Below are 26,073 nucleotides of genomic sequence, written 5' to 3'. Positions count from 1 at the left end.
CCCAAAGTCACATGAAACGTATTTTATTAATTGCCTTGTTTTCCATTGTGGCCCTAAACTTGGCCAATGCCCAAGGGAAATCCCAAGAAAAACAAAATGCCAAGGAAGTCAGGGAAAAATCGAAAGAAGTAGAAGACGAAGTAAAAGAAACTTCTCAAGAAGCCCAGGAAAAAAAGGAGAGTGCCAAGGCAAAGGGCAAAGAAAAGGCGATGGAGATGAAAGAAAAGGGCAAGGAAAAAGCCGAACAGGTTAAAGAAGAGGCCGATCGCACCACTAAAGAAATGGAAGATGAAGCCCAAGAGAAATTGGCCAAGAGCAAAGCTTACGGTAAAAATAAAGGAGATATGTCCGGAAAGGAATTTGGGCAATATCGTGCATCGCAGGCCAAGGAAAAACTGAAGAAATCCGAGGAAGCATTGAAACAAGACGAAGAAATCTTAAGAAACGGTAGAAGGGCCTTGGACGATGCCAAAAAACGTGTTGAAGAAGCCAAAAACAGCGGAGAGGACGATGAGTTAATCGCTAAAAAGGAAGAAAAACTAAAGCGGGTAGAAGAAAAACTGAACGAACTCGAAATTTCCATTCAAAAAGGAAAACAGGTATTAAAGGAAAAGGCTGAGCAGTTGAGCAAGGTCGGCACCACACCTGAAATGTAAGTAAATCCAGTCCAATAGGAATTTACGGAAGGGCTGTCCAAAAAGTATTGAAACGCGTCATTCTGATAAGCAAATCGCTATGAGAACCTGAATCAAGTTCAGGTTGACGAAAATCGACACACTTTGGACAGCCCTTTTTATGTTCTAAAATTTCTAATCCAAGAACACCAAACAAACCGGATCAGGGTGTTTTACTTCGTTTAAAAATGTCAAGGTTCCATTTTCTGCGTGTCTTTTGAATATGGCAATGTTGCTCGTCTTTTTGTTGGCCACCAACAAAAATTCACCCGTAGGGTCCATGGAAAAATTTCGAGGCCAATCACCGTGTACCGATTCCCGACCTACCAATTCCAATTGACCAGAGTCTTCATCAACTTCAAAAATTACGATGGTGTTTTCACCTCGATTGGAGCCATACAAAAACTTTCCGTCCGGTGATAAATGAATATCGGCACAAAAGCTTTCTCCATCAAAACCAGCATTCAAAGTGGAGATTACTTGGACTTCTTGATAATTTCCGTTCCCAGCTTTTTCAAAAACGGAAATGGTACTGTTCAATTCATTGATAACGTACAGTAGCTGACCATTATTACCAAAGGTAAAATGGCGTGGGCCTGCCCCATCTTCAAACGGCAGGGAATTTTGTTCCGCTGGCACAAACTCATCTCCTTTTTTATTATATCGCTTAACGGCATCCAATCCCAAATCGGTCACCATGAGCCCATCTGCATTAAACTGTGCCATATGTGCATGCGAGGTCTTGACCGAGTCCAATGGTTTATGATCGATTACTTGCGGATTTTCGGTCAGGGAACCATCATCATTCAGGGAAAAAATGGAAACATTGCCGCCCGTATAGTTGGCAACAACCAAATGGCCATCTCCTGAAAGTGAAACATGGCAGGGATGCGCTCCTTGGGTTCCCATACTATTTTGAAGCTCCAAAACGTCCTTGTTTAAACTAAAGGCAGTAACACCGCCGCCCAAACTATCAAAATCTGCCGTTTCCTGAACTGCATACAGATTCTTTTTGTTATCAGAAATGGTCAAATAAGATGGATTTGTCAGTTTGGCCGCTAATTTTTGGTTGGACAGTTCTCCTGTATTTGCATCAAAAGTGTAGGTGTAAATCCCTTCACTATCACCATCGGTATAAGTTCCAACAAATAGGGTGTACATAGGTTTTTTTTCAGGTTTTTCGGCGCAGGCGATTGCCAAAAGTGCAACTATGCCCGCGAAAACAATTTTTTTCATGGATGTTTAGTTAGGGCACCCAAATTAAACATTCTAAACCAAAGAAACGGTATTTAGGATAATTCCGATTTGATTTCTTTACGTAGAAAAATACCTGTGACCACGGTCGAAAGCACATCGGCAATACAGAAAGATAGCCACACCCCTATTTCGCCCATAAAATTGGGCAGCACCAAAATCAAAGGGATAAAAAAGAATCCTTGACGGGTCAGGGTCAGCAACAAGGCAGGAATCGCTTTTCCAATGGCTTGAAAGTAGGCTGCCCCGATCAATTGTATGGCAATGATTGGCGTTGCTGCGAATACCAAGCGCATGGCCAAGGGCGTATGTTGCAGTACAAAATTGTTGGTCGCTATTTCTTCTGCGGACAGTTCGGGTCGGTTACTCAAAAACAAGGAGGCTATTTCCGAAGGAAAAATCATGAGTACCACAAAAACCAAGGTTGCGACCAAGGCTGCATATTTAATGGCCGTGTAAATGGACTCCTTTACCCGATCGTACTTTATCGCTCCATAATTATACCCTGCGATGGGTAAAAAGCCCTGTGTAACCCCAAAAACAGGGAACAGTGCAAACATGAGCATTCGGCCGATAATCGCATAGACCGCTACCATGGCCTCCCCACCTAGATTGAACAATATATTGTTCATTAACAAATACACGATGCTGGTTACGGCCTGACGGGCCAAGGTAACAAAGCCCAAAGAACCTATTTCACGTAAGATGGAGCGATCTAATCCGAAATGGGAGACGTCAATCTTTAATTCTGAATTGTCCGATAGAAAGAAATAAAATACATAAAGGAAACAAAGCAAATAGCCCACCGTGGTGGCCCAAGCGGCCCCTTGCATGCCCCAGTCAAACACATAAATAAAAATATAATCCATCAATAGGTTCCCAACAGATGGAATGATCATGGCAATCATGGCAAAGCGTGGCTTTCCTTCGGCACGGATTACCGAGTTGCCCATCATACAGAGCGCCAAAAAGGGTACTCCGTATAAAATGATGGTGTAATAAATCTTAGCGGGTTCAAAAATGGAACCTTTACCTCCAAATGCTGGAATTAGGCTATCCACATAGTAAAGACCCAATGCCACCATGGTGATGGTGACCAATAAGGTCAATGTAATCTGGTTCCCGAAGGTTTTAAGGGCCTTTCCCCGATTATTGGCACCCAGTGCCCTCGAAATAATACTAGAACCACCAATACCAATGGCCATTCCCAAGGCGGCGATAAAAAAGGAAACGGGAAGCACTACATTAATGGCAGCAATGGCAATGGAACCAATCCAGTTTCCCACAAAAATGGAGTCCACCAGCACGTTCAGGGACATTACCAAAATACCAATGGAAGCGGGAACGGCCTGTTTGACCAGTAATTTTCCTATGGGTTCCTGCCCAAGTTCATCTGAGGTTATTTTGGCCATGCCACGGTTGTTTGTTGCATTGAAATGGAATTACCGGATATGATATTCGGGCAAAATGGCTTTTTCAGCCCAAGTATTGATCCATTTTGCCATGAGTTCGGCCCAATCGTCACGATCGTTCAAACAGGGAACATGGATGTAATCCCCTCCCCCTGCTTCTTGAAATTGTTCTTTGCCTTCCATGGCTATTTCTTCCAAGGTCTCCAAACAGTCGCTAACAAATGCTGGGGTTATGACCGCCAATTTTTTGATGCCTTCGTGTCCCAATCGCTCGAATTCTTTGTCGGTGAAGGGTTGCAACCATGGATCGCTTCCTAATCTTGATTGGAACGAAGTGCTTACCTTATCCTCGGGCAAGCCCAGTTCCTTTTTTACTAGCTCGGTAGTGTCGTAACACTGGTGCCTGTAACAGGTATGATGAGCCACCGAGTTGGTCTTGCAACATTCGCCATTTAATTGGCAATGGAACTTGGTCGGGTCCGATTTTCTAATATGTCTTTCTGGAATACCGTGGTAGGAGAAAAGAATATGATCATAGTCAAAACCCTTCAGGCCTTCGGCTATGCTTTTTGATAATATTTTGATGTAATCCGGATTGCTATAAAAGGCGGGCAAGGTGGTCAGGTGCATTTCGGGAAAATCCTGTTGTTGCACTTCCAATGCTTTTACCACCACGGTTTCGTAAGATGACATGGCATAATGTGGATACAAGGGCACCAAGAAAACCTCATCGACCCCTTTGTCCTTCAATTCCTGTAATCCCTCTTTTATGGTGTTGGAACCATATCGCATGCCCAGAGCTACTGGAAGCTCGGTATGCTTTTGTACTTTTTCCGCGAATCTTTCGGAAATAACAATCAACGGAGAACCCTCATCCCACCAAATTTTGGAATAGGCTTCTGCAGATTTTTTGGGGCGGGTGTTCAAGATAATGCCTCGAACTACAATGTTTCTGAGCACGGGGTTCACATCGATTACACGCTCGTCCATCAAAAATTCATCCAAATACGGCTTAACATCTTTGGCGGTTGGGCTATCTGGCGACCCCAAATTGACCAATAAAACTCCTTTTTTCACGGCTCTTCTATTTAGTCCGCTAAAATACAACACGAAGTGGACATCGCCTTTTCCTCATCAAAATACTTTCTTATGATGAAATAATGTTTTTCGATTTTGTTCAAGCATTCTTCCTTGCTTGGCCTTTTCTGTCTTATTTTTGGTATATGGAGCCTTTTTACGACAATGTTTCCAAAGAATCCCTCATTTATTTGGGCGTGGCCCTGCTTGTGCTCGTTATCCTTTATTGGGGCACTTCTATTATATTGAAACGCTTGGGAAAAAACCCAAAATACCTGCTGCCCAAAAGTGCCTTTAAACGGTTGGCGTTTCCCTTAATTTTAATTTTTGTCTCCATATTGCTTCGCATGAAGGCACTTCGAAACATTTTGGGTCTTGAAGATGCTGGGTTCTGGTTTAGAAAAGTGAGTACCATTCTTTTTATTTTTTCCATGGCCTGGGTGATGATTGCCTTGCTTAAAATTGTCAAGAATGTCGTCATCAAAAACTATGATATAGGTGTGGCCGATAACCTCAAGGCCCGAAAGGTATATACCCAGTTTACTATTTTGGAACGCATTTTTATTTTCATCATCATCCTGCTGGCCACGGGCTTTATGCTGATGAGTTTTGAAGAAATCCGGGAAGTGGGCATCAGTATTTTTGCCTCTGCAGGTGTAGCCGGAATCATCATCGGGTTTTCGGCTCAGCAATTTATCGGGACTATTTTGGCAGGTATCCAAATCGCTATTGCCCAACCCATTAAATTGGATGATGTTGTGATCGTGGAAGGCGAGTGGGGCCGTATTGAGGAAATTACTTTGACTTACGTCGTAGTGAGTATTTGGGACAAAAGACGTTTGATCGTACCTACACCCTATTTTATTGACAAACCTTTCCAAAACTGGACCAAAACCTCATCGGAACTTATGGGAACCGTGTTTTTATATGTGGATTACAATGTTCCTTTTGATAAAATACGGGAAGAACAAACGCGTATTTTAAAGGACACTGACCTGTGGGATGGCAAAGTTAATGTGCTCCAAGTTACCGATACCAAGCCCAATTATGTGGAGATTCGGTCCCTTGTAAGCGCCAAAGATTCGCCCACCGCTTGGGATTTACGTGTGCACGTTCGAGAAAAGCTCATTGTGTATCTGCAGGAAAACTATCCTGAAAGTATTGCTAGGACCACTAGGTTGACGGTTGAACAAAAAAATGAAAACAGTCATGAAGCATAAATTAGTTACTCTTTTTTTGGTTTTGGGAACTTTTGTCAATGCCCAAAAAATCACTTGCTCGCCTGAGGACAAATTATTGTTTGAAACCAAAATCAATGATTTAGAGCAAACAAAAGCTTCCAGTCTTGGCGATACCATTGCCTCCGTGGGTCAATCTTTTTTGGGAACGCCCTATGTGGAAAAAACATTGGAAGTTGGCGATACGGAAACCTTGGTAGTGAACTTTGGAGGATTGGACTGTACCACCTTTGTTGAGAATGTGCTGGCCTTTAGCTTGATGCTACAAAAGCAACAGAAAGATTTTGAAAATTTCACTAGAAACCTAGAGACCGTTCGGTATAGAAACGGAGATTTGAACGGATATCCCTCTCGCTTGCATTATTTTACGGAATGGATTCGCAACAACGAGAAAAAAGGATTGGTAAAGGACATTACAGCCGAACTGGGTGGCGAGGAACTTGAAAAGCCCATCAATTTTATGGGTACCCACCGTAACCTATATCCTTTTTTGGCCAGCGACGAGAACTTTAAAGCGATGTTGGAGGTGGAAAAAGAACTTGCCAAAGAAGCGCTTTGCTACTTGCCACAAGACCAAATTGAAAGCAAGGAACATCTTATCAAATCAGGTGACATCCTTGCCTTGGCCACATCCATAAAAGGGTTGGACGTGACCCACACGGGAATTGCCATCCATCAACCCGATGGTCGATTACATTTATTGCACGCCTCCAGCAAAAATGGTGAAGTGGAAATCTCTGAATTGCCCTTGGCGGATTATCTCAAAAACATCAAAAGCAATATTGGTATTATTGTGGCCAGGCCCACTTTACTTTCGCTTTAGGCACCATTCGATGGCTCCCAACAAATGTTGACGAAACATGGGCTCGTCATAAGAGTCTTCGGTATGCCCTCCCCCTGTGTAAAAAGCCCTTCCTCCATCAAATTCGTGATACCACGCAATGGGATGATTGGAGCCGTTGGTGCCTCCTTCGTAGGTACTCTCATCCAAATTGAGCAAAACTGTGGTACTGGAACTTAGGTCTTTGAAGTTGTACCACTCATCCGTCCTCATCCATGAATCTGGTAAATGCTCTGTTGATGGATGGGCTTTGCTTACCACATCAATGGTTGCTTTTCGGACATTGGGGTCGTTGGGATGGCTCACAAAATAACCGCCAACCAGTTTTCCGTACCAAGGCCAATCGTATTCGGTATCGGCAGCCGCATGAACACCTAAAAAAGCACCCCCTCCTTTGATGTACGATTCAAATGCTCTTTGCTGTGCATCGTTCAACACATCCATCGTGGTATTCAAAAACACCACCAGTTTATAGTTTTGAAGGTTTTGGGAAGTAAAGTCTTCACCTGACTCGGTTTGTAAAGCAACAAATCCGTTCTGCCTGCCAAGTTTTCTTAGGGTCTGCACTCCTTTTTCAATGGATTTATGTCTCCAGCCTTCGGTTTTGGTAAATACCATCACCAATTCTGGCATTTTTACATTTTCGTCTTCTTTTGCAGGTTCCTCTTGGGCACAAGCACAGATTGCAAAGCAAAAAGTTAGTAGCAGGACGGTAAATCTCATAGTTATAGTTTTAGACGTTTGAAGTTAAGTATTTTTTTGGTGTAGTGCCGAACTTCTTTTTAAAGGAAGCAATAAAATGACTGGCTGTGCTGTACCCCACTTTCAACCCAACCTCGTTCACATTGTGTTTGCCCGTTTCCAACATTTTTCGGGCATATTCCATTTTATAATCGAACAAGAATCCAAAAACGGAATCGCCGTAAATCTGTTTGAACCCCTCTTTCAACTTTTTGAGGCCCAACCCAACTTCTTGGGATAGTTCCGCCAATGTTGGTGGTTCGGCCATTCGGGAAATCATGATTTCCTTAGCCATCCGAATCCTGCGCACATTGTCTTCATCTGCCAAATAAGGGCATTGTTCCAAATCGGCATCTTCGGTTTTGTTGAAATACAGGGAAATCAATTCGTATACCTTCCCTTTCAAGTATAACTTTTTGATGGATGGATGAAGGTTGAAATTCATCAACTGACTCAATACAACCGCAGCTGCCGGCGACACTATTTCTTGGGAATAATATTTCTTTTCCTTGTTCTCATCGCTTAAAAATGGGATGTAATCCGCTTCGTCTGAAAACAAGGAGTGAAATTTTCTGATGGTCATTACTACGGAAAGTAACCAAGAACCAGGCGGAACAATAAGGTCCAAAGGCAGGTTTTTTTGGGTATTGTATAGGAGCAAGGAGTTTTCCTCGTTCACCTCCAAATAATAGTTGCCCTCGTTAAAATTAAATTTCGACCTCCCCTTTAAACAAAAGTGGAATTGTATGTACGAGCTGTCGATATCCCGTTCAATAAGCTTTGGTTCCTGAGCATCGTTTTGGATTTTGAGGATGTAAATCCCGTCCTCTACCAAAATTTCGTCATATGAACCTCTAGCGATATTTTTCATGTTTGTTTTCAACCTAATCTCGTTTTTCATTTAATTTAGAATCGCTCTAAATTGCGTTATTTACCATCAAATTTATCAATAATAACAATGCTTTCCATCATTTTCATCAAAAATATAACGTAAAATAACAGTAACAGTTATTTATAGTTCCGCTAGCGTTATTTTTTGACCCATAACCCTATTATTTTTGTCCTGCGATTTATATCCTTTATGAGGAACTACCATATTTCAAAACATAATTCCTTCTACGCCATTGGGTTGAGTTATAAGAAGGCGGATGCAGAGGTGAGAGGAAAGTTCAGTCTGGATGTTCCTGCCATTGATCATATCTTAGGTAAGGCCAAGGAAATTGGTATTGATGGTCTTTTGGCCATTTCCACCTGCAATAGAACCGAGCTATACGGTTTTGCACAACACCCCTATCAATTGATCAAACTACTTTGCGACCAAACCAATGGTACTGTTGAAGAATTTCAAGAAGTAGCCTACGTGTACAAAAACCATGATGCCATTTCGCACATGTTTAAAGTAGGTACTGGTCTTGATAGTCAGATTTTGGGGGATTTTGAGATCATTAGCCAAATTAAGCAAGGATTTTATCGCTCCAAAAAGCTTGAGATGGCCAATCCGTTCTTGGAGCGTTTATGCAATGCTGTAATTCAGGCCAGCAAGCGCATCAAAAACGAAACGGAGCTATCATCTGGAGCTACATCGGTCGCATTTGCTTCGGTAAAATATATTTTGGACAATGTTGATGATATTTCCAACAAGAATATTTTATTGTTCGGAACGGGGAAAATTGGTAGAAACACCTGTGAAAACTTGGTGAAGCATTCGAACAACTCCCACATTACTTTGATCAACAGAACCCGGGAAAAAGCGGAGGATATTGCGGGCAAATTCCAATTGACCGTAAGGGATTATGGCGATTTGCAAACCGAAATCAGAAAGGCCGATATTCTTGTGGTGGCTACCGGAGCACAGTTGCCCACGGTTTCCAAAGCCTTGATCTATACTAAAAAACCGTTGTTGATTTTGGATCTATCCGTTCCTAAAAACGTATCGGACGATGTAAAAGAGTTGGATAATGTGTCCTTGGTGCATTTGGACCAACTTTCACAAATTACGGATGAGACATTGACCAAAAGAAAAGAATACGTTCCCAAAGCAGAAGCTATCATAGAAAAGGTAAAAAAGGATTTCTTGAAATGGTTGGAAACCCGAAAGTTTGCTCCCGTGATCAATGCCCTCAAGGACAAACTAAACACCATGAAAACCGAGGAAATCGATTTTCAGACCAAAAAAATTGAGGGATTTGACCAAATACAAGCGGAAATCATCTCGGACCGAATCATCCAAAAAATCACCAAGCAGTTTGCCAATCACCTAAAGAGCAACGAGGTAGATACCGAAGACAGTCTGGAGCTTATCCAAAAAGTTTTTCAGCTAGAATTACATTCCAAATGAGCAAAATCATCCGAATTGGAACCCGCGACAGCGAACTCGCGCTGTGGCAAGCAACTACCGTGCAACAAAAGCTGGAGGAACTGGGGTATGACACCATTTTGGTCCCCACTAAATCCATAGGTGACCAAGTGTTGGACAAACCCTTGTATGAACTTGGTGTGACGGGAATTTTCACCAAAACCTTGGATGTTGCTTTACTAAAAGACCAAATTGATATTGCCGTCCATTCCATGAAAGACGTTCCTACGCAGCTACCAAAGGGTATTGTGCAAATAGCCGTTTTGGAGCGCGCCAAAACCCATGATATACTGGTACACAAAGGTTCCGGTTTTCTGGAATCGGACCAACCCGCCACCATTGCCACAGGTAGTTTGCGAAGAAAAGCGCAGTGGCTCAATAAATATCCCAACCACAAAGTGGTTGATCTGCGAGGAAACGTGAATACCCGACTGCTCAAATTAATCGAAAACGATTGGCAAGGAGCCATTTTTGCCCAAGCAGGGTTGCAGCGCATCAAATTGTTGCCGAAAGATGCCCTATATCTGGATTGGATGATTCCCGCTCCGGCGCAAGGGGCCATGTTGGTGGTTGCCAAAGAAGAAGATGAATTTACCAAAGAAGCATTGGTAAAACTCAATCACCCAAGTTCGGAAACCGCCACTACCATTGAGCGTGAATTTTTACGCACCCTTGAAGGGGGATGTACCGCACCAATTGGTGCGTTGGCCCAAATAAAAGACGAAACCGTTTATTTTGAGGGAGTGGTGTTCTCCTTGGATGGGAAACAAAAAATAGACATCAAAAAAGAAGTGAAGTTGTCCGATGCCGAAGGCCTAGGGAAAAGTTGTGCGCAAGAAGTGCTGCAAAAAGGAGGCGATAAATTGATGCAGGAAATCAGAAATGAAAACAGTACTCTCCACTAAAATACTGACCGCTCCACAAAAAGAGTTATTCCTAAATTCTGGTTTGGGATTGGTGGAGTACGATGCCTTGAAAATCGAGGCGCTGGATGTGAAGATTCCTTTCAACTACACCAACTATATTTATACCAGCAAGAATGCCGTAAAGGTATTTTTGAATCAATCCGAAGGTATGGACAAATCAGAGCTCCGCGCCTATTGTGTTGGCGAAAAAACCAAAGCACTTTTGGAAGAAAATGGTGTAAAAGTGGTTAAAATGGCCGAATATGCATCAGAATTGGGTGAAATCCTCATCAAAAACCACAAAAATGAAGCATTTGTATTTCTTTGTGGCAACAAGAGAAGAAATGACCTTCCTGATACTTTGACGAAAAATAACGTTCAGTATAAAGAGTTGGAGGTGTATCATACCCATCTAAATCCAAGGGCCTTTGAAAGAAATTTTGATGGCATTCTGTTCTTTAGTCCCAGTGGAATACGAAGCTATCTATTAGAAAATAGCATTGGAAACAGCACTTTGTTCTGTATTGGTGAAACTACAGCTGCTGAAGCTCAAAAGCATTCAAAAAATATAATTACAGCTAACAAACCAACTGTAGAAAATGTGTTGGTACAGGCAATAAAAGAACTGTCGAAATAAACGGATGCTGAGCGAAGTCGAAGCATCTTTCAACATCGAAAAAACAATTAAAAGATTCCTGTCTTAACAGGAATAACAAATTAAAATCTATGATAAAAAACGACTTGTTCCTAAAAGCACTAGAAGGTGAAACTGTTGAACGTCCACCCGTTTGGATGATGCGACAGGCGGGGCGCTATTTGCCCGAGTTTATGGAACTCCGTAAAAAATATGATTTCTTTACCCGTTGCCAGACCCCAGAATTGGCTTCCGAGATTACCGTACAGCCCATTCGCCGATACGGAATGGATGCCGCTATTTTGTTCAGCGATATTTTGGTGATTCCCCAGGCTATGGACATCAAAGTGCAGATGAAACCGAATTTTGGACCTTACCTGCCAAACCCTATCCGTTCGCAAGCGGATTTGGATAAAGTAATCGTGCCTGATATTCAGGACACATTGGGTTATGTAATGGATGCCATTACCATGACAAAGGAAAAGTTGAACGACGAAGTTCCTTTGATCGGGTTTGCAGGTTCTCCTTGGACATTGCTTTGTTACTGTGTCGAAGGCCAAGGAAGCAAGAGTTTTGATAAGGCCAGAGGATTTTGCTTTACCCAGCCGGAAGCTGCTCACGAATTGCTTCAAAAAATAACGGACACCACCATCGCCTACCTTAAAGCAAAGGTCAAAGCTGGTGTAAATGCCGTTCAGGTCTTTGATTCTTGGGGCGGAATGCTCTCACCTCAGGATTATCAAGAGTTTTCTTGGAAATACATGCAGCAGATTGTGGATGCTTTAAAAGATGAGGCCCCTGTTATTGTTTTTGGAAAAGGATGCTGGTTCGCTTTAAAGGAAATGGCAAACTCAGGGGCTTCGGCTGTTGGGGTCGATTGGACCTGTTCACCTCAAAATGCAAGATATTTAACCGGAGGAAACGTCACACTGCAAGGTAATTTTGATCCTGCCCGTTTACTTTCACCTCCTGCCACAATCAAGAAAATGGTCACACAAATGATCCGTGATTTTGGCAAGGACAAGTACATCGTAAACTTGGGTCACGGAATTTTGCCACATATTCCCGTAGAAAATGCAAAAGCGTTTATTGATGCCGTAAAAGAATACAAGGAGTGAACCTTTTTGCAGTACTAAAACGGGTTGATTTTAAAAATATACTGAAAATTATAGGTATTGGATTAAGCCGTCCACATTTTATTTGGCCAACCATAAAAGCTACCAAGGATTGCATATCCATATCGACCAAAAACTACGGCAAGCTCCACCATAAAAATGGTCGAGCCAATGCGTTTAGACACGCTTTTTGGAATTATCTGATTGCAAAACGGTGTTTTAAATGGCAAGAAAATGAGGAAGTCGTTTTGGCTTGGGCCAAAAAGGTGACGGATTGGCACGAGGATTCATTTCCCAATAAAAAATTGCCCGAAGCAATGGATTTGCACAATAACGAAGTGGGACGTTTCATTTTTGAGCAAAACAGAGAGAAATCAGAACAGGAAGTCATAGCGTTATTAAAGCAAATGACTTTGGAATCCATCAAAATTGATGATAGCTCAACACTAACTGAATATAAAAACCAAATGGTGCATATTTTATAACCATGAAAGATACGTTTTACGAATACATTCAACAGCTACAGGATACCATTACCAACAAACTTGAACAACTGGACGGTTCCGCCAAGTTCCAGCAAGACTTTTGGGAACGCAAAGAAGGTGGCGGCGGCAGAACGCGTGTTATCGAAAACGGAGCTGTTTTTGAAAAAGGGGGCGTAAACATTTCCAAAGTACACGGACCATTGCCAAAAAGTATGCAAAACTATTTTGGAGTGGAGGATGTGGATTTCTTCGCCTGTGGCCTTAGCTTGGTGATTCACCCAAAAAGTCCCATGGTGCCCACCGTACATGCCAACTGGCGCTATTTTGAGATGTACAACAAACAGGGTGAAATTGTAGATCAATGGTTTGGTGGCGGACAAGACCTTACCCCTTATTATTTGTTTGAAGAGGATGCAGAGCATTTTCACTCCGTTTGCAAGAAAGCCTGCGATGCCCACAATCCTGAATTTTATCCAGCTTACAAAAAGAAATGCGACGACTATTTTTGGAACTCACACCGAAACGAAGCCCGCGGAGTGGGTGGGTTGTTCTTCGATTATTGCAAAGCAACCGAAGAAACGAGCATGGAAGACTGGTACAATTTTGTGACAGAGGTCGGGGATAGTTTTTTGGATGCCTACGTACCCATTGTTTCCAAAAGAAAAGATTTACCCTACTCTAAAGAACAGCTAGATTGGCAGGAAATAAGACGGGGACGCTATGTGGAGTTCAATTTGGTACATGACAAAGGCACCCTTTTTGGACTGAAAACGAATGGCCGCATAGAAAGTATTTTGATGAGCTTGCCACCTCACGTGCAATGGCGATATAACCACCATCCCGAAAAAGGAAGTGAGGAAGATAAGTTGATAGAAGTACTGCAAAGCCCAAAAGATTGGGTTTAGCATCAGATGTTAATAACAACTTGAAACGCAAAGAAGGTTTTAAAATTGTATTGTCAATTATTTGTAAATTCCCAATAATTGTCAAAAAGAGATTATGAGTAATGTAAAAAAAGATTTTTTAGATAAACTTAAAGACTTTTCAAAAGAACTAACTGAATACGTTTCAGACAAAGTTGGGGACTGGAAAGTAAAGGGGTTTATCGACATAGAAAAGAGTATTTATACTATATCTTCTGACACCAAAATAATCTCTAAAATTCTTGAAATTCAACTTTTCCCAAAATTTCAAGAATTTGCCGACCAAAACGGTTATGATATAGTTCTTGCAGAAAAGCAGAATTGGTATCCAGATTTGTCTTTTGTAAATAAATCAAATCCAAAAATCAAATTCGCAGTTGATATAAAAACAACTTACCGATTAGACGACTATGATGGATTTTGCAATGGATTTACTCTTGGTTCTCACGGAGAATATTTTAGAAAAAGAACAAGCACAAAAAACATTCAATTTCCGTATGCCGATTATACAGCTCATATTTGTTTAGGGATTTTATACACAAGAGCTTTATCCACAGACATTGATGAAACTAAAATTCTTCAATTAAATGAATTAGACAAAATCACTTCAGTCATAAAAGACCTCGTTTTCTTCGCAGAAGAAAAATGGAAGATTTCGAGTGATAAAGGTGGCAGCGGAAATACGGCAAACATCGGAAGTATTCAATACATAGATGATATTCTTAAAGGAAATGGTGTATTCAAAAATCTTGGAGAAAAAATATTTGATGAATATTGGATAAATCAAGGTGTTTTAAAAGTTCCCGACCCAAAGAAAGCAGGCAATTTTAAAAAGTTGACAAAATTAACTGAGTTTCTTGAATTTAAAGGAATGGGTTCGGATAAAATAAATCCAATGAAACCTAAACGAAAAAACAAGAAATGAAAGTATTTGTTCCTCCTATAAAATCACAAGGTATCAAAACCAAACTTGTTGAATGGATTTCTTCAAACGTAAATGAAGTATCCTATGACCGTTGGGTCGAGCCTTTTATGGGAACAGGTGTTGTTGCTTTTAATGTTCGACCAAAAAGAGCATTACTCTGTGATAGCAATCCACACTTAATAAACTTTTACAAGGCGGTTCAAAACAAAGAAATAACAAACGGAATTGTAAAAGATTTTTTGAATGAAGAAGGTCAAAAACTATTAGGAACAGAAGGAGAACACTACTATACAGTTCGAAATCGTTTCAATGAAAAAGGGAACCCTTTAGACTTTTTGTTTCTAAGTCGTTCCTGCTTTAATGGAATGATGAGATTCAATAAAAAAGGAGGTTTTAATGTCCCATTCTGTAAAAAACCAAATCGATTTGCACAAGCATTAGTTACCAAAATAACTAATCAAGTAGAAAATATCTCTAAGATTATTGAACAAGGAGATTATGAATTTAAACACCAAGATTTTGAAGAAACTTTGTCAGAATTAAAAAGTACTGATTTTGTTTATTCTGACCCACCTTATATTGGAAGACACGTTGATTATTTTGATAGTTGGACAGAAAAGGAAGAAATCTTATTAAATAAAGGCTTAGAGGAATCAAACTGCAAGTTCATTCTTTCAACTTGGTTAAGCAATAAATATAGAACTAACGATTATATTTTTTCAGTTTGGGAGAACTGTTTCATAGCAACAAAAGAACATTTTTATCACGTGGGTGGTAAGGAAACTAATCGAAATGCAGTTTATGAAGCAATTTTATCAAATATTGAATTGAAAGATAGCATCTCAAATTCTGAGATGAAATCTCGAATTAAAAACGACAAATCTCAATTGACTTCTAAACCTAAAGTTTATGATTTGCCTGAACAATTATTGCTAAAATTAGATGAAAAAACTACACTCAATAATATTCTCAAGTATTAACAATCGTTAACCCATACTCAAAAACGAACTGTTTTGTCCTGAAACCAAGCCTATGAGACAGAAAATTTACCAAATAGATGCATTTTCTAGCCAAACTTTTGGCGGAAATCCCGCTGCGGTCTGCATTTTGGATTCGTGGTTGAGTCCAGAATTGATGCAAAAAATTGCCCAAGAGAACAATTTGGCCGAAACCGCTTTTGCTGTCAAAAAAGATGAGCTATACGAAATAAGATGGTTTACACCTGAAGTCGAGGTTGACCTATGCGGACATGCGACCTTGGCAACAGCTTTTGTGTTGTTTCACTTTTATGAGCTTGAAAAATATACCATTCAGTTTTATTCGCCCCGAAGCGGAGAACTTATTGTTAGCAAAGCAGATAACGGCTGGTTGACCATGGATTTTCCGACGGATAATCTCATCGCCATTCAAAATATGGAAGCGTTGGACAATGCCATTGGACAAAGCCCGATCAAAACCCTGAAGGGCAAAACGGATTATATGATGGTTTACCAATCCCAAAAGGAAATTGAAGCCATCGAACCCAACCACCATTTGTTGGCGCAATTGGATGTTCGGGGCGTTATTGTAACCGCGCCCGGGGACGAAGTGGATTTTGTGTCCCGTTTTTTTGCCCCTGCCTGTGGTGTTCCGGAAGACCCGGTGACCGGTTCCGCACACACATCACTTAGTCCCTATTGGTCCGAAGTACTGGATAAAACCAAAATGACCGCCAAACAGCTTTCCAAAAGAGGTGGAGATTTGGTCTGCGAATATTTGGGGGAACGAGTTAAGATTTCAGGAAAAGCAGCTCTTTATTTAACTGGCGAGATTGACATCTAAATAAAAATATCAGCTTACAGCTTAATGCCAAAAGCTTAAAACTTAACATATGTACCCACTCATACGAAACAGAAGACTACGCGCATCCGAATCCATTAGAAGATTGGTTCGGGAAACCACCTTGACGCCAGACGACTTTCTGGTGCCTTTATTTGTGACAGAAGGAAAAGGAATTAGGGAAGAAATACCTTCCATGCCCAACTATTTTAGGTTGAGTTTGGACAATCTTGAAAAAGAAGTGAAGGAACTCTGGAAAATGGGACTTTGTTCCGTGCTTCTTTTTGTAAAGGTTGATGATAAACTTAAAGATAACAAAGGAACCGAGGCCTTAAATCCGAACGGTTTGATGCAACGTGCCATAAAAACAGTAAAAAACGCCTGTCCACAAATGTTGGTGATGACGGACGTTGCCCTGGACCCATTTTCCTCTTATGGACACGATGGCATTGTTGCCGAAGGTCAAATCTTGAACGATGAAACTACAGAGGTTTTGGCAGAAATGAGCGTCTCCCATGCCAAAGCTGGGGCCGACTTTGTAGCCCCCAGCGATATGATGGACGGTAGAATTTTGACCATCCGAGAGGCTTTGGAGGATGAAGGATTCACCAATACGGGCATTATGGCCTATTCTGCCAAATACGCCAGCGCATTTTACGGACCGTTCCGCGATGCCTTGGATTCCGCACCCGTGGATATTGCCAATGTGCCCAAGGACAAAAAGACCTATCAAATGGATTATGCCAATCGGTATGAAGCCATCAAAGAAACCCAAATGGACATTGACGAAGGAGCCGATATTGTAATGGTAAAACCTGGATTGTGCTATTTGGACATCGTTCGGGAAATCCGAAACGATGTAGATGTCCCGGTTGCCGTTTATCAAGTTTCCGGAGAGTATGCCATGGTAAAAGCCGCTGCCGAAAAAGGGTGGTTGGATCACGATGCCGTGATGTTGGAACAGCTTACGGCCATTAAAAGAGCCGGTGCCAATATTATCGCCAGTTACTTTGCGAAGGATTTTATCAGAATATTTCACTAATATTGTTAAAAAAACAATATGACGGCAGTAATAGGAATACTGAATAAAAATGCCGTAGCATTGGCGGCTGATTCAGCCGTTACTGTTTCTGGAAGTAATGGGAGAAAAATCTATAATACTGCAAACAAAATCTTTACCCTTTCAAAGTATCATCCAGTTTCCATTGTTATTTATAATTCTGCAAACTTCATAACCACGCCATGGGAAATAATTGTCAAAATATATAGAAATGAATTAGGAGACAAGTCATTCCCTAATCTCAAAGATTATTCAGATGACTTTTTTAAATTTCTGGAAGAACGAGAATTTTTCAATACTCCTGAAACCATTAATCATTCCATTCAATCTCTTATATATCATTCATTTAATGAATTATCAGAAATGGCTATGGAAAAGGCAATCGAAGATTATTCTGACTTAATAACCAAATCACAAAAAGAGAGAGAATCAATTTACAAAGAGAATTTATTAAGTATAATCGAATTTCAAATTCAAAAAATTAAATCAGAAGAAAAACTATCAGATTTCAAATCATTGACCAAAAATAAATTTGATGAGATTATTGGTGCTGAATTAGATGAAATATTGGAAACAGAGTTTTCGGATTTCAATACAAAAAAAATCAAAGCAAAATTTTCTTCTTTGATTTTTCATTATTTAAAAAGTAAGGTTTTTCGTGGTCAATGGACAGGACTTGTTTTTGCTGGTTATGGTGATGATGATATTTACCCGACCACAATTAGTACAAAAATTTCAGACATCTTCGATAATAAAATAAGATTCTATACCGAACACGTTGAAAAAATTGATGATGGCAACAATGGATCCATTATGCCTTTTGCCCAAAGAGATGTCATTGACACTCTTATTACGGGAATAAGCCCCGACATAAATGAACCTCTTTTTTCTACGTTTAAAAGTTTTCTCCATGGTTATAATGATCATTTGATTAACTTACTTGAAAAAGACCAACCAAAACTGGCGAAGGAAATACAAGAAATAGATATAAATCAAATATGCAGTCAGTTTGTAAGTGAAATTGAAAATGTTAAAGAAATAAAGCACATTCAACCAACTGTGAATACCGTATCAATCCTTTCAAAGGAAGACCTTGCGGAAATGGCCGAAAGTTTAATATATTTGACGTATCTTAAAAGAAGAATTAGTTCTGATGAAGAATCAGTTGGTGGACCAGTCGATGTGGCGATTATTTCCAAAGGCGATGGTTTCATTTGGATAAAAAGAAAGCATTATTTCGAAGAAAACCATAATCCACATTTTATAAAAAATTATTTTAGGACATAATAATTAATAAATTTTAATCACGATGTTTCTTAAAAACTCACCAAAGTCAAAATACGACACTTTAACTCCTGCATTATTGAAAAAAATGTCGAAAAAAGAGGAATCTCTGGATGAAAGAGTTATTGGACAAGAAACTGATGGAGAGGAAATAGCAGAAATAATTTCTAAAAAACTGCTTAATCTTATTGAAAAAAAGGTTACTCTTTAATTTGGATAAATCTCAAATCAAAGATTTTTTTCAAATTATTACTCTTTGGGCTACATTAACGAGGCGTTCCTTAATTTGTGTTGCAATACTTTTTTTTTCTGAAAAGTGTATTGCCCAACGGGAGCTCATCCATGCCTACCCGTCCAAATTAGGCTTCGATGAAGTTTTCATCAACCAAAAGGTGGATTCCATTATGGAAATGGGTATCGATAGTTTGGCCTTTCCAGGAGCGCAACTATTGGTCGCTAAGAACGATACCGTTATTTTTCACAAAGCATACGGCTTCCACACCTACGACAGTATTCATCTCGTTGCCTTGAACGACCTGTACGATTTAGCTTCCGTTACTAAAATCACGGGGCCCTTGCCTGCCCTGATGAAGTTGGTGGACGAGGGCAAACTCGATTTGGACAAGCCTTTCAGCACCTACTGGAAGCCCTGGCAACATCGAAAGGACAAAAAAGACCTTACCCTGCGGGAGATTTTGGCGCATCAGGCCGGTTTGATGCCCTACATCGTTTTTTTGCAGAAAGTGCTACGGAAGAATGGTAAAATCAAAAGACGCTTTGTCCAAAATTCATCCAATAAAAGATTTCAAGGACAAGTGTATGATGGTCTCTACATCAACGATCGTTTTGAGCGAAAAATGAACCGAATCATCAATCGGTCCAAGGTTTCAAATGAAAAGAAATACGTGTATTCCGGGCTCACCTTTCTCATTTTTCCTAAATTGATTGAACAGCTCTCAGGAACCGACTATCAAACCTACTTGGATGAAAATTTCTATCGTCCTTTGGGTTGTCACACCCTTGGTTATTTGCCAAACAAAAACCACTACGTAAATGCCATTGTACCTACCGAAGTGGATACGCTCTTTCGAAAAACGGTGGTAAAAGGCTGGGTTCACGATGAAAATGCTTCACTCAAAGGCGGTGTTTCCGGTAATGCTGGATTATTTGGCACGGCTGATGATCTGGCCAAATTGATGCTATTTTATCAAAATTATGGCAAGGTGGATGGCAAACAGCTGATTTCAACCCAAACCGTAAAAGAGTTTACAGAAGTGCAGTATCCCGAAAACGAAAACCGCAGGGGGCTGGGTTTTGACAAACCCTTGCTGGATAATGCCGAACTCCCATTGGAAGAAGCGTACCCCTCTCCTTTGACCAGCCCCAAAAGTTTTGGGCATTCGGGATTTACGGGAACCTTTGTATGGGCCGACCCCGAAAACAAACTTACCTTTATTTTTCTTTCCAACAGGGTGTATCCGTCCAGAGACCATCGGGAACTCTACAATTTAAATATCCGAACGGCGCTTCAGGATGTTTTCTATAAAGCCGGGGGATTAAGCATTCAAAATTAATTCCTATTCCCTATCTTGGTACTAAAGATTCTGCCATTCTATGGGACTACTTATATTTTATGCCCTTATTTCCATTTTCTTCTCATTCTTGTGCTCCATATTGGAGGCTGTTCTGTTGAGCATAACACCCACCTTTATCAATGTAAAAAAGCAAGAGGGAAAAGAGTATGCCACCACATTGGAAACCCTTAAAAAGGATGTGGACAAGCCGCTGATCGCCATTCTTACCCTGAACACCATTGCGCATACCGTAGGTGCCATTTTGGTAGGGGTACAGGCCAAAGTGGCTTATGCGGAAATATACGGTAGCACGGAACGGACTATATTGGGCTTCAAACTTACCGAAGATCTTATGGTCGGAATTGTCTCTACCCTAATGACCATATTGATTTTGGTCGCCTCAGAGATCATTCCAAAGACCATTGGGGCCACTTTCTGGAAGCAATTGGCCAATTTTACCAGTAAGGCACTGAACATTATGGTGTTTGTGCTTAAATGGACCGGATTGCTATGGTTGCTACAACTCTTTACCAAATTGGTGGGTGCAAAAGCTGAACATGGTAGTGTGTTGAATCGGGAGGATTTTAGTGCTATGACCGAAATTGCCCATGAAGAAGGTGTGTTCAAGGAATCGGAATCCAAAATGATCAAAAACCTGCTTTATTTTGATGAAATTTTGGCACGCGACGTAATGACCCCAAGAACTGTTATGAAAATAGCATCCGAAGACACTACGATAAAGAAATTTTTTGAAAAAAATAGACCCTTGCGTTTTTCAAGGATTCCATTGTACAAAGATCGCATGGACAACATCACAGGTTTCTTTTTAAAAGATGAACTGTTGGAAGCTATCATCAACAAAAAGGGCAATGAAAACCTATCTACCATCAGAAGGGAAATACTGGTAACAAATCGTAGTAAGTCCATAAATGACCTTTTCAAGAAATTTGTACAGAAGAGAGAACACATTTCTCTAGTTGTGGACGAGTATGGTTCGGTAAGCGGGTTGGTCACCATGGAAGATGTGATCGAAACCTTGCTAGGATTGGAAATTATGGATGAAAGTGACAATGTAGAAAACCTTCAAACACTCGCCAGGAAAAACTGGGAAGCTCGCGCAAAGCGATTAGGAATTATTGAAGGTAAAGATGAAGTAGAATAATGGAAATTGCTTATATACAGACTCCTATTGGAACAGCAGAGTTAAAAGGTGATGCAAATGGTCTTGCCTCTATCTCTGTTTTAAATAACGAAAAACCAAATGGTACAATTCCTGAAATTTTACAGGATGCTGCCCAGCAATTTCAAGAATATTTCAATGGAGACCGAAAGGTATTCGACCTTAAACTAAACCCCTCGGGCACCGAATTTCAAAAGAGAGTTTGGGATGCCCTTTTAAAAATACCTTTTGGAAAAACCATTTCTTATTTGGAACTTTCCAAACAACTAGGCGATGTAAAAGCCATTCGTGCAGTAGCCTCGGCCAATGGCAAAAATCCACTTTGGATTGTGGTTCCCTGTCATCGCGTTATCGGAACCAACGGAGACCTCACAGGATATGCAGGTGGACTGCATAGAAAAAAATGGTTATTGGAACACGAGAGCCCTGCAAAGCAGACGACTCTTTTTTAATTAGCTACCATGCTTTATAAACTTAACCTGGAGCATATCCTCTTTTTGGATATCGAGACCGTACCCCAACAGCAACATTTCACCGACTTGGATGAAACCGCCCAGCTTTTATGGGAACAAAAAACGCAGTACAAGCGTAAAGACGAGTTTACCGCCGAAGAATTTTATGACCGTGCGGGGATTTGGGCCGAGTTTGGGAAAATTGTTTGTATTTCTGTTGGGTATTTTAATAGTAAAGGCGATTTGAGAACCTTTAGAATCACTTCCTTTTATGGTGAGGAAATACAAATCCTTAAACAATTCAAACAACTTCTTAAAGATCATTTTAGCCAGGTTAAGCATCTTTTGTGCGCCCATAATGGCAAAGAGTTCGATTTCCCCTATATCGCCCGCAGAATGGTGATAAACGGCATCAATTTACCCTACAAACTGGATCTCTTCGGTAAAAAGCCTTGGGAAGTTCCCCATTTGGATACCATGGAACTCTGGAAGTTTGGCGACTACAAACATTACACCTCCTTAAAATTGTTGGCACATGTGCTGGGCATTCCATCTCCCAAAGATGATATGGACGGGAGTATGGTAAAGGATGTATTCTACAAGGAAAACGATATTGATAGAATCATCACGTATTGCGAATTGGACGTTGTGACGACTGCACAAGTATTCTTACGATTACGAAACGAGGAACTTCTGGCCGATGAGGAGATTAAGAAGGTGTGAAAGTTCTCGACTGCGCTCGAACTGACATCAAACCAACGACTAGTTCTTATAAAACTTAGTACTTTTGATTCCCGAGTAATCCTGAACCACCAGTACATATAATCCAGAAGACAAAGAAGACACGTTGATGGAACCTTCGGTCTTTCCTTTTTTAATGATGTTTCCAGAAGTGGTAACAATAGAAAACTCGGCATCTTTGGACAAATCCGCATTCACGTTCAAATAATCAACAGCAGGATTCGGATAAATGGTTATGTTCAATTCCTGAGGGACAAACATCGAGGTATTTTGTATCAGCACTGTTTCTTCACCTTTAAACTCAAACGCAATGGTCTCAGAGAATTCGGATACGACATTCTCGGTACAGATAGAACGAACACGGGCTTCGTACACTTTGCCTTCTTCCAAAGCGGTAAGCTCAAAGCTATTTTCCCAGATCAATTCACTTTCCCAATTATCTGTATCAATGCTCTTGTATTGCACTTCAAATAACGTTTCTCCGGCATCGTCCCAAGAAATGGTTGTGCTTTCGCTTGAGGAGCCTTCCAAATCCACGTCCGAAGGAGTCGCTATGGAACAATTGGACAGTTGTGCCCCGGAAACAATCAAGGAAAAATCTTGAAGACCATTTTTTAACCCTCCCTTGTGCGAAATAGTAATGGTGTAAGTCCCTCTTGCATTTTCTACCTCAACACGTTCAAAAGGATCAACCGTGTTGTCTCCTTTAGTAGCGGCGTCGTTGGCCTTGGCAGGGTTCAATTTCCATGGAAAGTAGGTTTCTCCGTCCTTGGTGATTCTAATATCCAAATCGTTCATCAAAGCTGCTCGGGTACTGTTAAGCTCTCCTCGGTTTATATATTCCGATTCTGGGTCGGTCCAAGATATGGAGGCCATCAATGGTTCATTTTCCATGGCCAAAACCGTTATGGAGTAGGTTTCTCCGTCTGATAGCGTTTCTTCGTTTATCAAGGAGGTATATTCTTTATTCTGAAGTACCTCTGCCGCAGATTTGGCATTCATTATACCCCAACCCATTTTATAATCCGGTCCTTTGGCATCCACATCATCGGCAGTATGAAGCGCAAGTCCTTTTAAGGTAGCCGCTTTCATATAGGAACCAAAAAGCTCTTCGTGATACTGTTGCAACAACAAAAGTGAGCCTGTAACCCCAGGTGCGGCCATGGAAGTTCCGGCAGACACCTGATAACTACTATTGGTGGCCGAACTTGTGGAAAGAATATCCCCTCCATCTCCTGCCAAGTCTGGTTTTACGCGACCATCATCTACAGGTCCAAAACTGCTATATCCCGCAACCGAAGCTTTTTTTAAATCACCGCTGCCATCAATTTCCGTGTTGGCACCGGCAATGGTCAATCCGTTTTTGGTTGCGGTAAAACCCAATAAAAGATCAAAGCCATCGGCGGTTTTACCAAAATTTGGTGTTTCGTTATCGTAAGATTTTTGCGCATTGCCCGCTGCTGTCACCATTAGGTAATAAGGAGCATTGTACATGATCCTGTCCCAGTCTTGGGTTACTTTAATATAGGAGCCAAAATACCAATCTGGCACTCTATCGGACAAAATTCCGTAGGAGTGGTTGCTCAACAAAAGTCCATTGGCAGCGGCTTCTGCCACTTCAATTTTATCGCGACTCCAATCGTGGGTCAAGGCTTGTGCGCCATAGGCAGCACCTTTGGCACTGGGTTCCACACCGGCAGATATAAGGTTGCCTGTCACCAAAGTGGCATGCAGACTTATCTCATTGGCATTATCGGCATTCTTTGCTCTGGTATCAAACTCCTGGTGAGAGGACAAAGCTACACCGGAATCCCAAACACCAACTTCCATGCCCCTACCTGTTAAACCTAAATTTAGCAGCCCTTTATCATAAAGCGTATGAGCCCTTGAAGTTTGCGATGCGTAATCGTTTAAGGTAGTATAGTAAAGTGGCGTTCCATCGGTACCGATATCTTTTAAGGCTATCTGTGTACCGTTGTTGTTTTTTGAAGCTGTAAGTCCTTTGGTCTTTATCAGCTCGCCTATTTTTCTAAGCTTGGACTGGTGTTCAATTTCCATTTCGGAAATAAAAGAGGATATTTTCCCTTGGTCATAGGAAAAACGAATTTGCTCTTTTGCACTTTTGGATTGGGCAAATATGGAAACTACGCCTAGAAGCGAAAATAAAAAGGAGAAAATTACTCCCTTAACCCCTATAGGAAAACGATAGTCCATAATTGAGTTTATGGTAAGATTTGGACTACGAATATATAGCGATATGTGCCATTTATCGATAAAATTCCTACTTTATTCGATGAAATGCATAGCGTTTTACTTCTTTCTGTTGTGAAAATTCACTTTTACGTGGTGTAATTTTTTTCTCACAATCATTTCTTGCTTTCATCCAATACAATATATACAGGAAAATGATCACTATAGCCCCCCAAATATTTCTTTCCGGCAAAAGTTCTGAAAGGATTTACTTTGTATTTGCCCTTCCATTCTTTTAAAAATCTTGGTGAAAATATTTTTGCTTCTATAAAGCTGTGGGTATCCTTTTCGTAATTCAAAAAGCTGTGCGAGAGTAATATCTGATCAAACAAACTCCATTCCCCTTTGTAATTGGCACTGCCCGATACAGGGGACAACAATTTTTTCATAGGGTTGATGAACTTTCCAGTGTCCATAAGCGTTTGGATGCTTTGTGAGTTAGGGTCATCATTAAAATCGCCCATAACAATAATGTTTGAACGATTCTCTTGTATGGCATCAATTTTTTGAAGAATGGTTTCCGCTGCCTTGATGCGTTTATAGCTGGTTTCCTCGGCTCCTTCCCTACGGGATGGCCAATGGTTCACAAAAACATGGATTGCTTCTTGATGCAACTTGCCGTGTACATACAAAATATCTCGGGTAAGGTCTCTATCCCCATTGGTATTTTGTACCATCAAAGGAATGGTTTCGGCATCGAGCACCTCAAAATGCTCTTTATGGTAAATCAGGGCCGTATCTATTCCTCGCTCATCGGGGGAATCAAAATGAATGACCCCATAATCTATATCCCGTAATTGTTTTGATCGTAAAAGCGATTTAATTCCACCTTTATTTTCAACTTCGGCCATACCTACCAAAACTGGAGGATGATTACTTTCTTCCAATCCTATTCTAGAAATAGCCCTGGAAATCTTATTGGCCTTGTTCCAAAATTTAGATTTGTTCCACCTTTTAAACCCTTTTGGAGTAAAATCATCATCCAACAGATACGGGTCATCTTTGGTGTCAAAGAAATTTTCGAGATTATAAAATGCTATCGTATATCTGTTTTCCTTTTTATGCAAGATATCTGTTTCTTTTTCCAACGATTCAATAGAAATGCCAAAGTACAAAAATAGCTTCCAAAACATT

At 40.7% G+C, this 26,073-nt stretch carries 26 protein-coding genes; 19 read left to right on the top strand and 7 right to left on the bottom strand.

All coding sequences use genetic code 11. From position 1 onward, the window contains the following. Window positions 1-11 precede the first annotated feature (11 nt). The gene (locus tag MURRU_RS07365) at window positions 12-656 is read left to right on the top strand and encodes a hypothetical protein (RefSeq protein WP_014032821.1); all 645 of its coding nucleotides are present in this window, start codon (window positions 12-14) and stop codon (window positions 654-656) included. A 153-nt stretch (window positions 657-809) separates the two neighbouring features. On the opposite strand, the gene MURRU_RS07360 is transcribed toward MURRU_RS07365, so the two are convergent. Genes MURRU_RS07360 through hemH form a run of 3 tightly spaced genes read right to left on the bottom strand, consistent with a single transcriptional unit; the run spans window position 810 to window position 4,417 of the window. Further along, window positions 810-1,910, bottom strand: coding sequence for a lactonase family protein (locus tag MURRU_RS07360; RefSeq protein ID WP_014032820.1), 1,101 nt, complete (start codon window positions 1,908-1,910; stop codon window positions 810-812). A gap of 53 nt (window positions 1,911-1,963) precedes the next feature. Further along, the gene (locus MURRU_RS07355) at window positions 1,964-3,340 is read right to left on the bottom strand and encodes an MATE family efflux transporter (RefSeq protein ID WP_014032819.1); all 1,377 of its coding nucleotides are present in this window, start codon (window positions 3,338-3,340) and stop codon (window positions 1,964-1,966) included. A gap of 30 nt (window positions 3,341-3,370) precedes the next feature. Next, window positions 3,371-4,417, bottom strand: coding sequence for a ferrochelatase (gene hemH, locus MURRU_RS07350; RefSeq protein ID WP_041801863.1), 1,047 nt, complete (start codon window positions 4,415-4,417; stop codon window positions 3,371-3,373). A 146-nt stretch (window positions 4,418-4,563) separates the two neighbouring features. On the opposite strand from hemH, the gene MURRU_RS07345 reads away from it, so the two are divergent. After that, window positions 4,564-5,637, top strand: coding sequence for a mechanosensitive ion channel family protein (locus tag MURRU_RS07345; protein WP_041801861.1), 1,074 nt, complete (start codon window positions 4,564-4,566; stop codon window positions 5,635-5,637). Then, complete coding sequence (locus MURRU_RS07340; RefSeq protein ID WP_014032816.1) at window positions 5,627-6,478, top strand: N-acetylmuramoyl-L-alanine amidase-like domain-containing protein; 852 nt, start codon at window positions 5,627-5,629, stop codon at window positions 6,476-6,478. The genes MURRU_RS07345 and MURRU_RS07340 overlap by 11 nt, the downstream gene beginning before the upstream one ends. Here the strand turns inward: MURRU_RS07340 and MURRU_RS07335 are convergent. Beyond that, window positions 6,464-7,219, bottom strand: coding sequence for a ThuA domain-containing protein (locus MURRU_RS07335; RefSeq protein WP_014032815.1), 756 nt, complete (start codon window positions 7,217-7,219; stop codon window positions 6,464-6,466). The genes MURRU_RS07340 and MURRU_RS07335 overlap by 15 nt on opposite strands. Window positions 7,220-7,229: 10 nt before the next feature. Next, window positions 7,230-8,108 (bottom strand): helix-turn-helix transcriptional regulator, encoded by an 879-nt coding sequence (locus MURRU_RS07330; protein WP_148261490.1) that lies wholly within the window; start codon window positions 8,106-8,108, stop codon window positions 7,230-7,232. Window positions 8,109-8,318: 210 nt separating this feature from the next. Between MURRU_RS07330 and hemA the strand changes: the two genes are divergently transcribed. The 16 genes from hemA (at window position 8,319) to MURRU_RS07250 (ending at window position 22,671) form a co-directional block, all read left to right on the top strand. Beyond that, a complete protein-coding gene (gene hemA / locus MURRU_RS07325; RefSeq protein ID WP_014032813.1) occupies window positions 8,319-9,575 on the top strand; it encodes a glutamyl-tRNA reductase in 1,257 nt (418 codons plus the stop codon). Beyond that, entirely contained in the window at window positions 9,572-10,498 is a 927-nt protein-coding gene (hemC, locus tag MURRU_RS07320) for a hydroxymethylbilane synthase (RefSeq protein WP_014032812.1), read from the top strand. Before hemA ends, hemC begins: the two co-directional genes overlap by 4 nt. Beyond that, window positions 10,476-11,135 (top strand): uroporphyrinogen-III synthase, encoded by a 660-nt coding sequence (locus MURRU_RS07315; RefSeq protein WP_014032811.1) that lies wholly within the window; start codon window positions 10,476-10,478, stop codon window positions 11,133-11,135. Before hemC ends, MURRU_RS07315 begins: the two co-directional genes overlap by 23 nt. An 89-nt stretch (window positions 11,136-11,224) precedes the next feature. Next, complete coding sequence (gene hemE, locus MURRU_RS07310; RefSeq protein WP_014032810.1) at window positions 11,225-12,250, top strand: uroporphyrinogen decarboxylase; 1,026 nt, start codon at window positions 11,225-11,227, stop codon at window positions 12,248-12,250. Continuing rightward, window positions 12,247-12,732 (top strand): DUF6973 domain-containing protein, encoded by a 486-nt coding sequence (locus MURRU_RS07305; RefSeq protein ID WP_014032809.1) that lies wholly within the window; start codon window positions 12,247-12,249, stop codon window positions 12,730-12,732. The genes hemE and MURRU_RS07305 overlap by 4 nt, the downstream gene beginning before the upstream one ends. A 2-nt stretch (window positions 12,733-12,734) precedes the next feature. Beyond that, a complete protein-coding gene (gene hemF, locus MURRU_RS07300) occupies window positions 12,735-13,637 on the top strand; it encodes an oxygen-dependent coproporphyrinogen oxidase (RefSeq protein WP_014032808.1) in 903 nt (300 codons plus the stop codon). A gap of 94 nt (window positions 13,638-13,731) precedes the next feature. Continuing rightward, entirely contained in the window at window positions 13,732-14,580 is an 849-nt protein-coding gene (locus MURRU_RS07295) for an EcoRV family type II restriction endonuclease (RefSeq protein ID WP_014032807.1), read from the top strand. After that, on the top strand, window positions 14,577-15,560 hold the full coding sequence (locus MURRU_RS07290; protein WP_014032806.1) for a DNA adenine methylase: 984 nt from the start codon (window positions 14,577-14,579) through the stop codon (window positions 15,558-15,560). The genes MURRU_RS07295 and MURRU_RS07290 overlap by 4 nt, the downstream gene beginning before the upstream one ends. Window positions 15,561-15,612: 52 nt before the next feature. After that, the gene (locus MURRU_RS07285; protein ID WP_014032805.1) at window positions 15,613-16,401 is read left to right on the top strand and encodes a PhzF family phenazine biosynthesis protein; all 789 of its coding nucleotides are present in this window, start codon (window positions 15,613-15,615) and stop codon (window positions 16,399-16,401) included. Between the two features lie 49 nt (window positions 16,402-16,450). Continuing rightward, window positions 16,451-17,440: a porphobilinogen synthase gene (gene hemB, locus MURRU_RS07280; protein ID WP_014032804.1), complete on the top strand. Its 990-nt coding sequence runs from the start codon at window positions 16,451-16,453 to the stop codon at window positions 17,438-17,440. A gap of 18 nt (window positions 17,441-17,458) precedes the next feature. Continuing rightward, window positions 17,459-18,745, top strand: coding sequence for a hypothetical protein (locus MURRU_RS07275; RefSeq protein WP_014032803.1), 1,287 nt, complete (start codon window positions 17,459-17,461; stop codon window positions 18,743-18,745). A 22-nt stretch (window positions 18,746-18,767) separates the two neighbouring features. Continuing rightward, window positions 18,768-18,953, top strand: coding sequence for a hypothetical protein (locus MURRU_RS07270; RefSeq protein ID WP_014032802.1), 186 nt, complete (start codon window positions 18,768-18,770; stop codon window positions 18,951-18,953). Further along, complete coding sequence (locus MURRU_RS07265) at window positions 18,931-20,316, top strand: serine hydrolase domain-containing protein (protein WP_014032801.1); 1,386 nt, start codon at window positions 18,931-18,933, stop codon at window positions 20,314-20,316. Before MURRU_RS07270 ends, MURRU_RS07265 begins: the two co-directional genes overlap by 23 nt. Before the next feature lie 40 nt (window positions 20,317-20,356). Next, on the top strand, window positions 20,357-21,478 hold the full coding sequence (locus tag MURRU_RS07260; protein ID WP_014032800.1) for a CNNM domain-containing protein: 1,122 nt from the start codon (window positions 20,357-20,359) through the stop codon (window positions 21,476-21,478). Further along, window positions 21,478-21,948, top strand: a complete 471-nt coding sequence (locus tag MURRU_RS07255) for a methylated-DNA--[protein]-cysteine S-methyltransferase (protein WP_014032799.1) — start codon at window positions 21,478-21,480, stop codon at window positions 21,946-21,948. Before MURRU_RS07260 ends, MURRU_RS07255 begins: the two co-directional genes overlap by 1 nt. A 9-nt stretch (window positions 21,949-21,957) precedes the next feature. Next, a complete protein-coding gene (locus MURRU_RS07250) occupies window positions 21,958-22,671 on the top strand; it encodes a 3'-5' exonuclease (RefSeq protein ID WP_014032798.1) in 714 nt (237 codons plus the stop codon). 39 nt (window positions 22,672-22,710) lie between these two features. On the opposite strand, the gene MURRU_RS07245 is transcribed toward MURRU_RS07250, so the two are convergent. Continuing rightward, window positions 22,711-24,903, bottom strand: a complete 2,193-nt coding sequence (locus MURRU_RS07245) for a S8 family serine peptidase (RefSeq protein ID WP_014032797.1) — start codon at window positions 24,901-24,903, stop codon at window positions 22,711-22,713. A gap of 152 nt (window positions 24,904-25,055) precedes the next feature. Then, complete coding sequence (locus tag MURRU_RS07240; RefSeq protein ID WP_014032796.1) at window positions 25,056-26,072, bottom strand: endonuclease/exonuclease/phosphatase family protein; 1,017 nt, start codon at window positions 26,070-26,072, stop codon at window positions 25,056-25,058. Window position 26,073 lies beyond the last annotated feature (1 nt).

Source organism: Allomuricauda ruestringensis DSM 13258 (genome assembly GCF_000224085.1).
Lineage (GTDB): Bacteria > Bacteroidota > Bacteroidia > Flavobacteriales > Flavobacteriaceae > Flagellimonas > Flagellimonas ruestringensis.
The sequence above is the reverse complement of the archived record's forward strand: the minus strand, read 5'-3'. Positions and strand labels throughout refer to the sequence as shown.

Excerpts from the sequence above, each read along its gene's own strand:
- MURRU_RS07365 (WP_014032821.1), top strand. The coding sequence starts at position 12 with ATGAAACGTATTTTATTAATTGCCTTGTTTTCCATTGTGGCCCTAAAC.
- MURRU_RS07360 (WP_014032820.1), bottom strand. The coding sequence starts at position 1,910 with ATGAAAAAAATTGTTTTCGCGGGCATAGTTGCACTTTTGGCAATCGCC.
- MURRU_RS07355 (WP_014032819.1), bottom strand. The coding sequence starts at position 3,340 with ATGGCCAAAATAACCTCAGATGAACTTGGGCAGGAACCCATAGGAAAA.
- MURRU_RS07345 (WP_041801861.1), top strand. The coding sequence starts at position 4,564 with ATGGAGCCTTTTTACGACAATGTTTCCAAAGAATCCCTCATTTATTTG.
- MURRU_RS07340 (WP_014032816.1), top strand. The coding sequence starts at position 5,627 with ATGAAGCATAAATTAGTTACTCTTTTTTTGGTTTTGGGAACTTTTGTC.
- MURRU_RS07335 (WP_014032815.1), bottom strand. The coding sequence starts at position 7,219 with ATGAGATTTACCGTCCTGCTACTAACTTTTTGCTTTGCAATCTGTGCT.
- MURRU_RS07330 (WP_148261490.1), bottom strand. The coding sequence starts at position 8,108 with ATGAAAAATATCGCTAGAGGTTCATATGACGAAATTTTGGTAGAGGAC.
- hemA (WP_014032813.1), top strand. The coding sequence starts at position 8,319 with ATGAGGAACTACCATATTTCAAAACATAATTCCTTCTACGCCATTGGG.
- hemC (WP_014032812.1), top strand. The coding sequence starts at position 9,572 with ATGAGCAAAATCATCCGAATTGGAACCCGCGACAGCGAACTCGCGCTG.
- MURRU_RS07315 (WP_014032811.1), top strand. The coding sequence starts at position 10,476 with ATGAAAACAGTACTCTCCACTAAAATACTGACCGCTCCACAAAAAGAG.
- hemE (WP_014032810.1), top strand. The coding sequence starts at position 11,225 with ATGATAAAAAACGACTTGTTCCTAAAAGCACTAGAAGGTGAAACTGTT.
- hemF (WP_014032808.1), top strand. The coding sequence starts at position 12,735 with ATGAAAGATACGTTTTACGAATACATTCAACAGCTACAGGATACCATT.
- MURRU_RS07295 (WP_014032807.1), top strand. The coding sequence starts at position 13,732 with ATGAGTAATGTAAAAAAAGATTTTTTAGATAAACTTAAAGACTTTTCA.
- MURRU_RS07290 (WP_014032806.1), top strand. The coding sequence starts at position 14,577 with ATGAAAGTATTTGTTCCTCCTATAAAATCACAAGGTATCAAAACCAAA.
- MURRU_RS07285 (WP_014032805.1), top strand. The coding sequence starts at position 15,613 with ATGAGACAGAAAATTTACCAAATAGATGCATTTTCTAGCCAAACTTTT.
- hemB (WP_014032804.1), top strand. The coding sequence starts at position 16,451 with ATGTACCCACTCATACGAAACAGAAGACTACGCGCATCCGAATCCATT.
- MURRU_RS07275 (WP_014032803.1), top strand. The coding sequence starts at position 17,459 with ATGACGGCAGTAATAGGAATACTGAATAAAAATGCCGTAGCATTGGCG.
- MURRU_RS07270 (WP_014032802.1), top strand. The coding sequence starts at position 18,768 with ATGTTTCTTAAAAACTCACCAAAGTCAAAATACGACACTTTAACTCCT.
- MURRU_RS07260 (WP_014032800.1), top strand. The coding sequence starts at position 20,357 with ATGGGACTACTTATATTTTATGCCCTTATTTCCATTTTCTTCTCATTC.
- MURRU_RS07255 (WP_014032799.1), top strand. The coding sequence starts at position 21,478 with ATGGAAATTGCTTATATACAGACTCCTATTGGAACAGCAGAGTTAAAA.
- MURRU_RS07250 (WP_014032798.1), top strand. The coding sequence starts at position 21,958 with ATGCTTTATAAACTTAACCTGGAGCATATCCTCTTTTTGGATATCGAG.
- MURRU_RS07245 (WP_014032797.1), bottom strand. The coding sequence starts at position 24,903 with ATGGACTATCGTTTTCCTATAGGGGTTAAGGGAGTAATTTTCTCCTTT.
- MURRU_RS07240 (WP_014032796.1), bottom strand. The coding sequence starts at position 26,072 with ATGTTTTGGAAGCTATTTTTGTACTTTGGCATTTCTATTGAATCGTTG.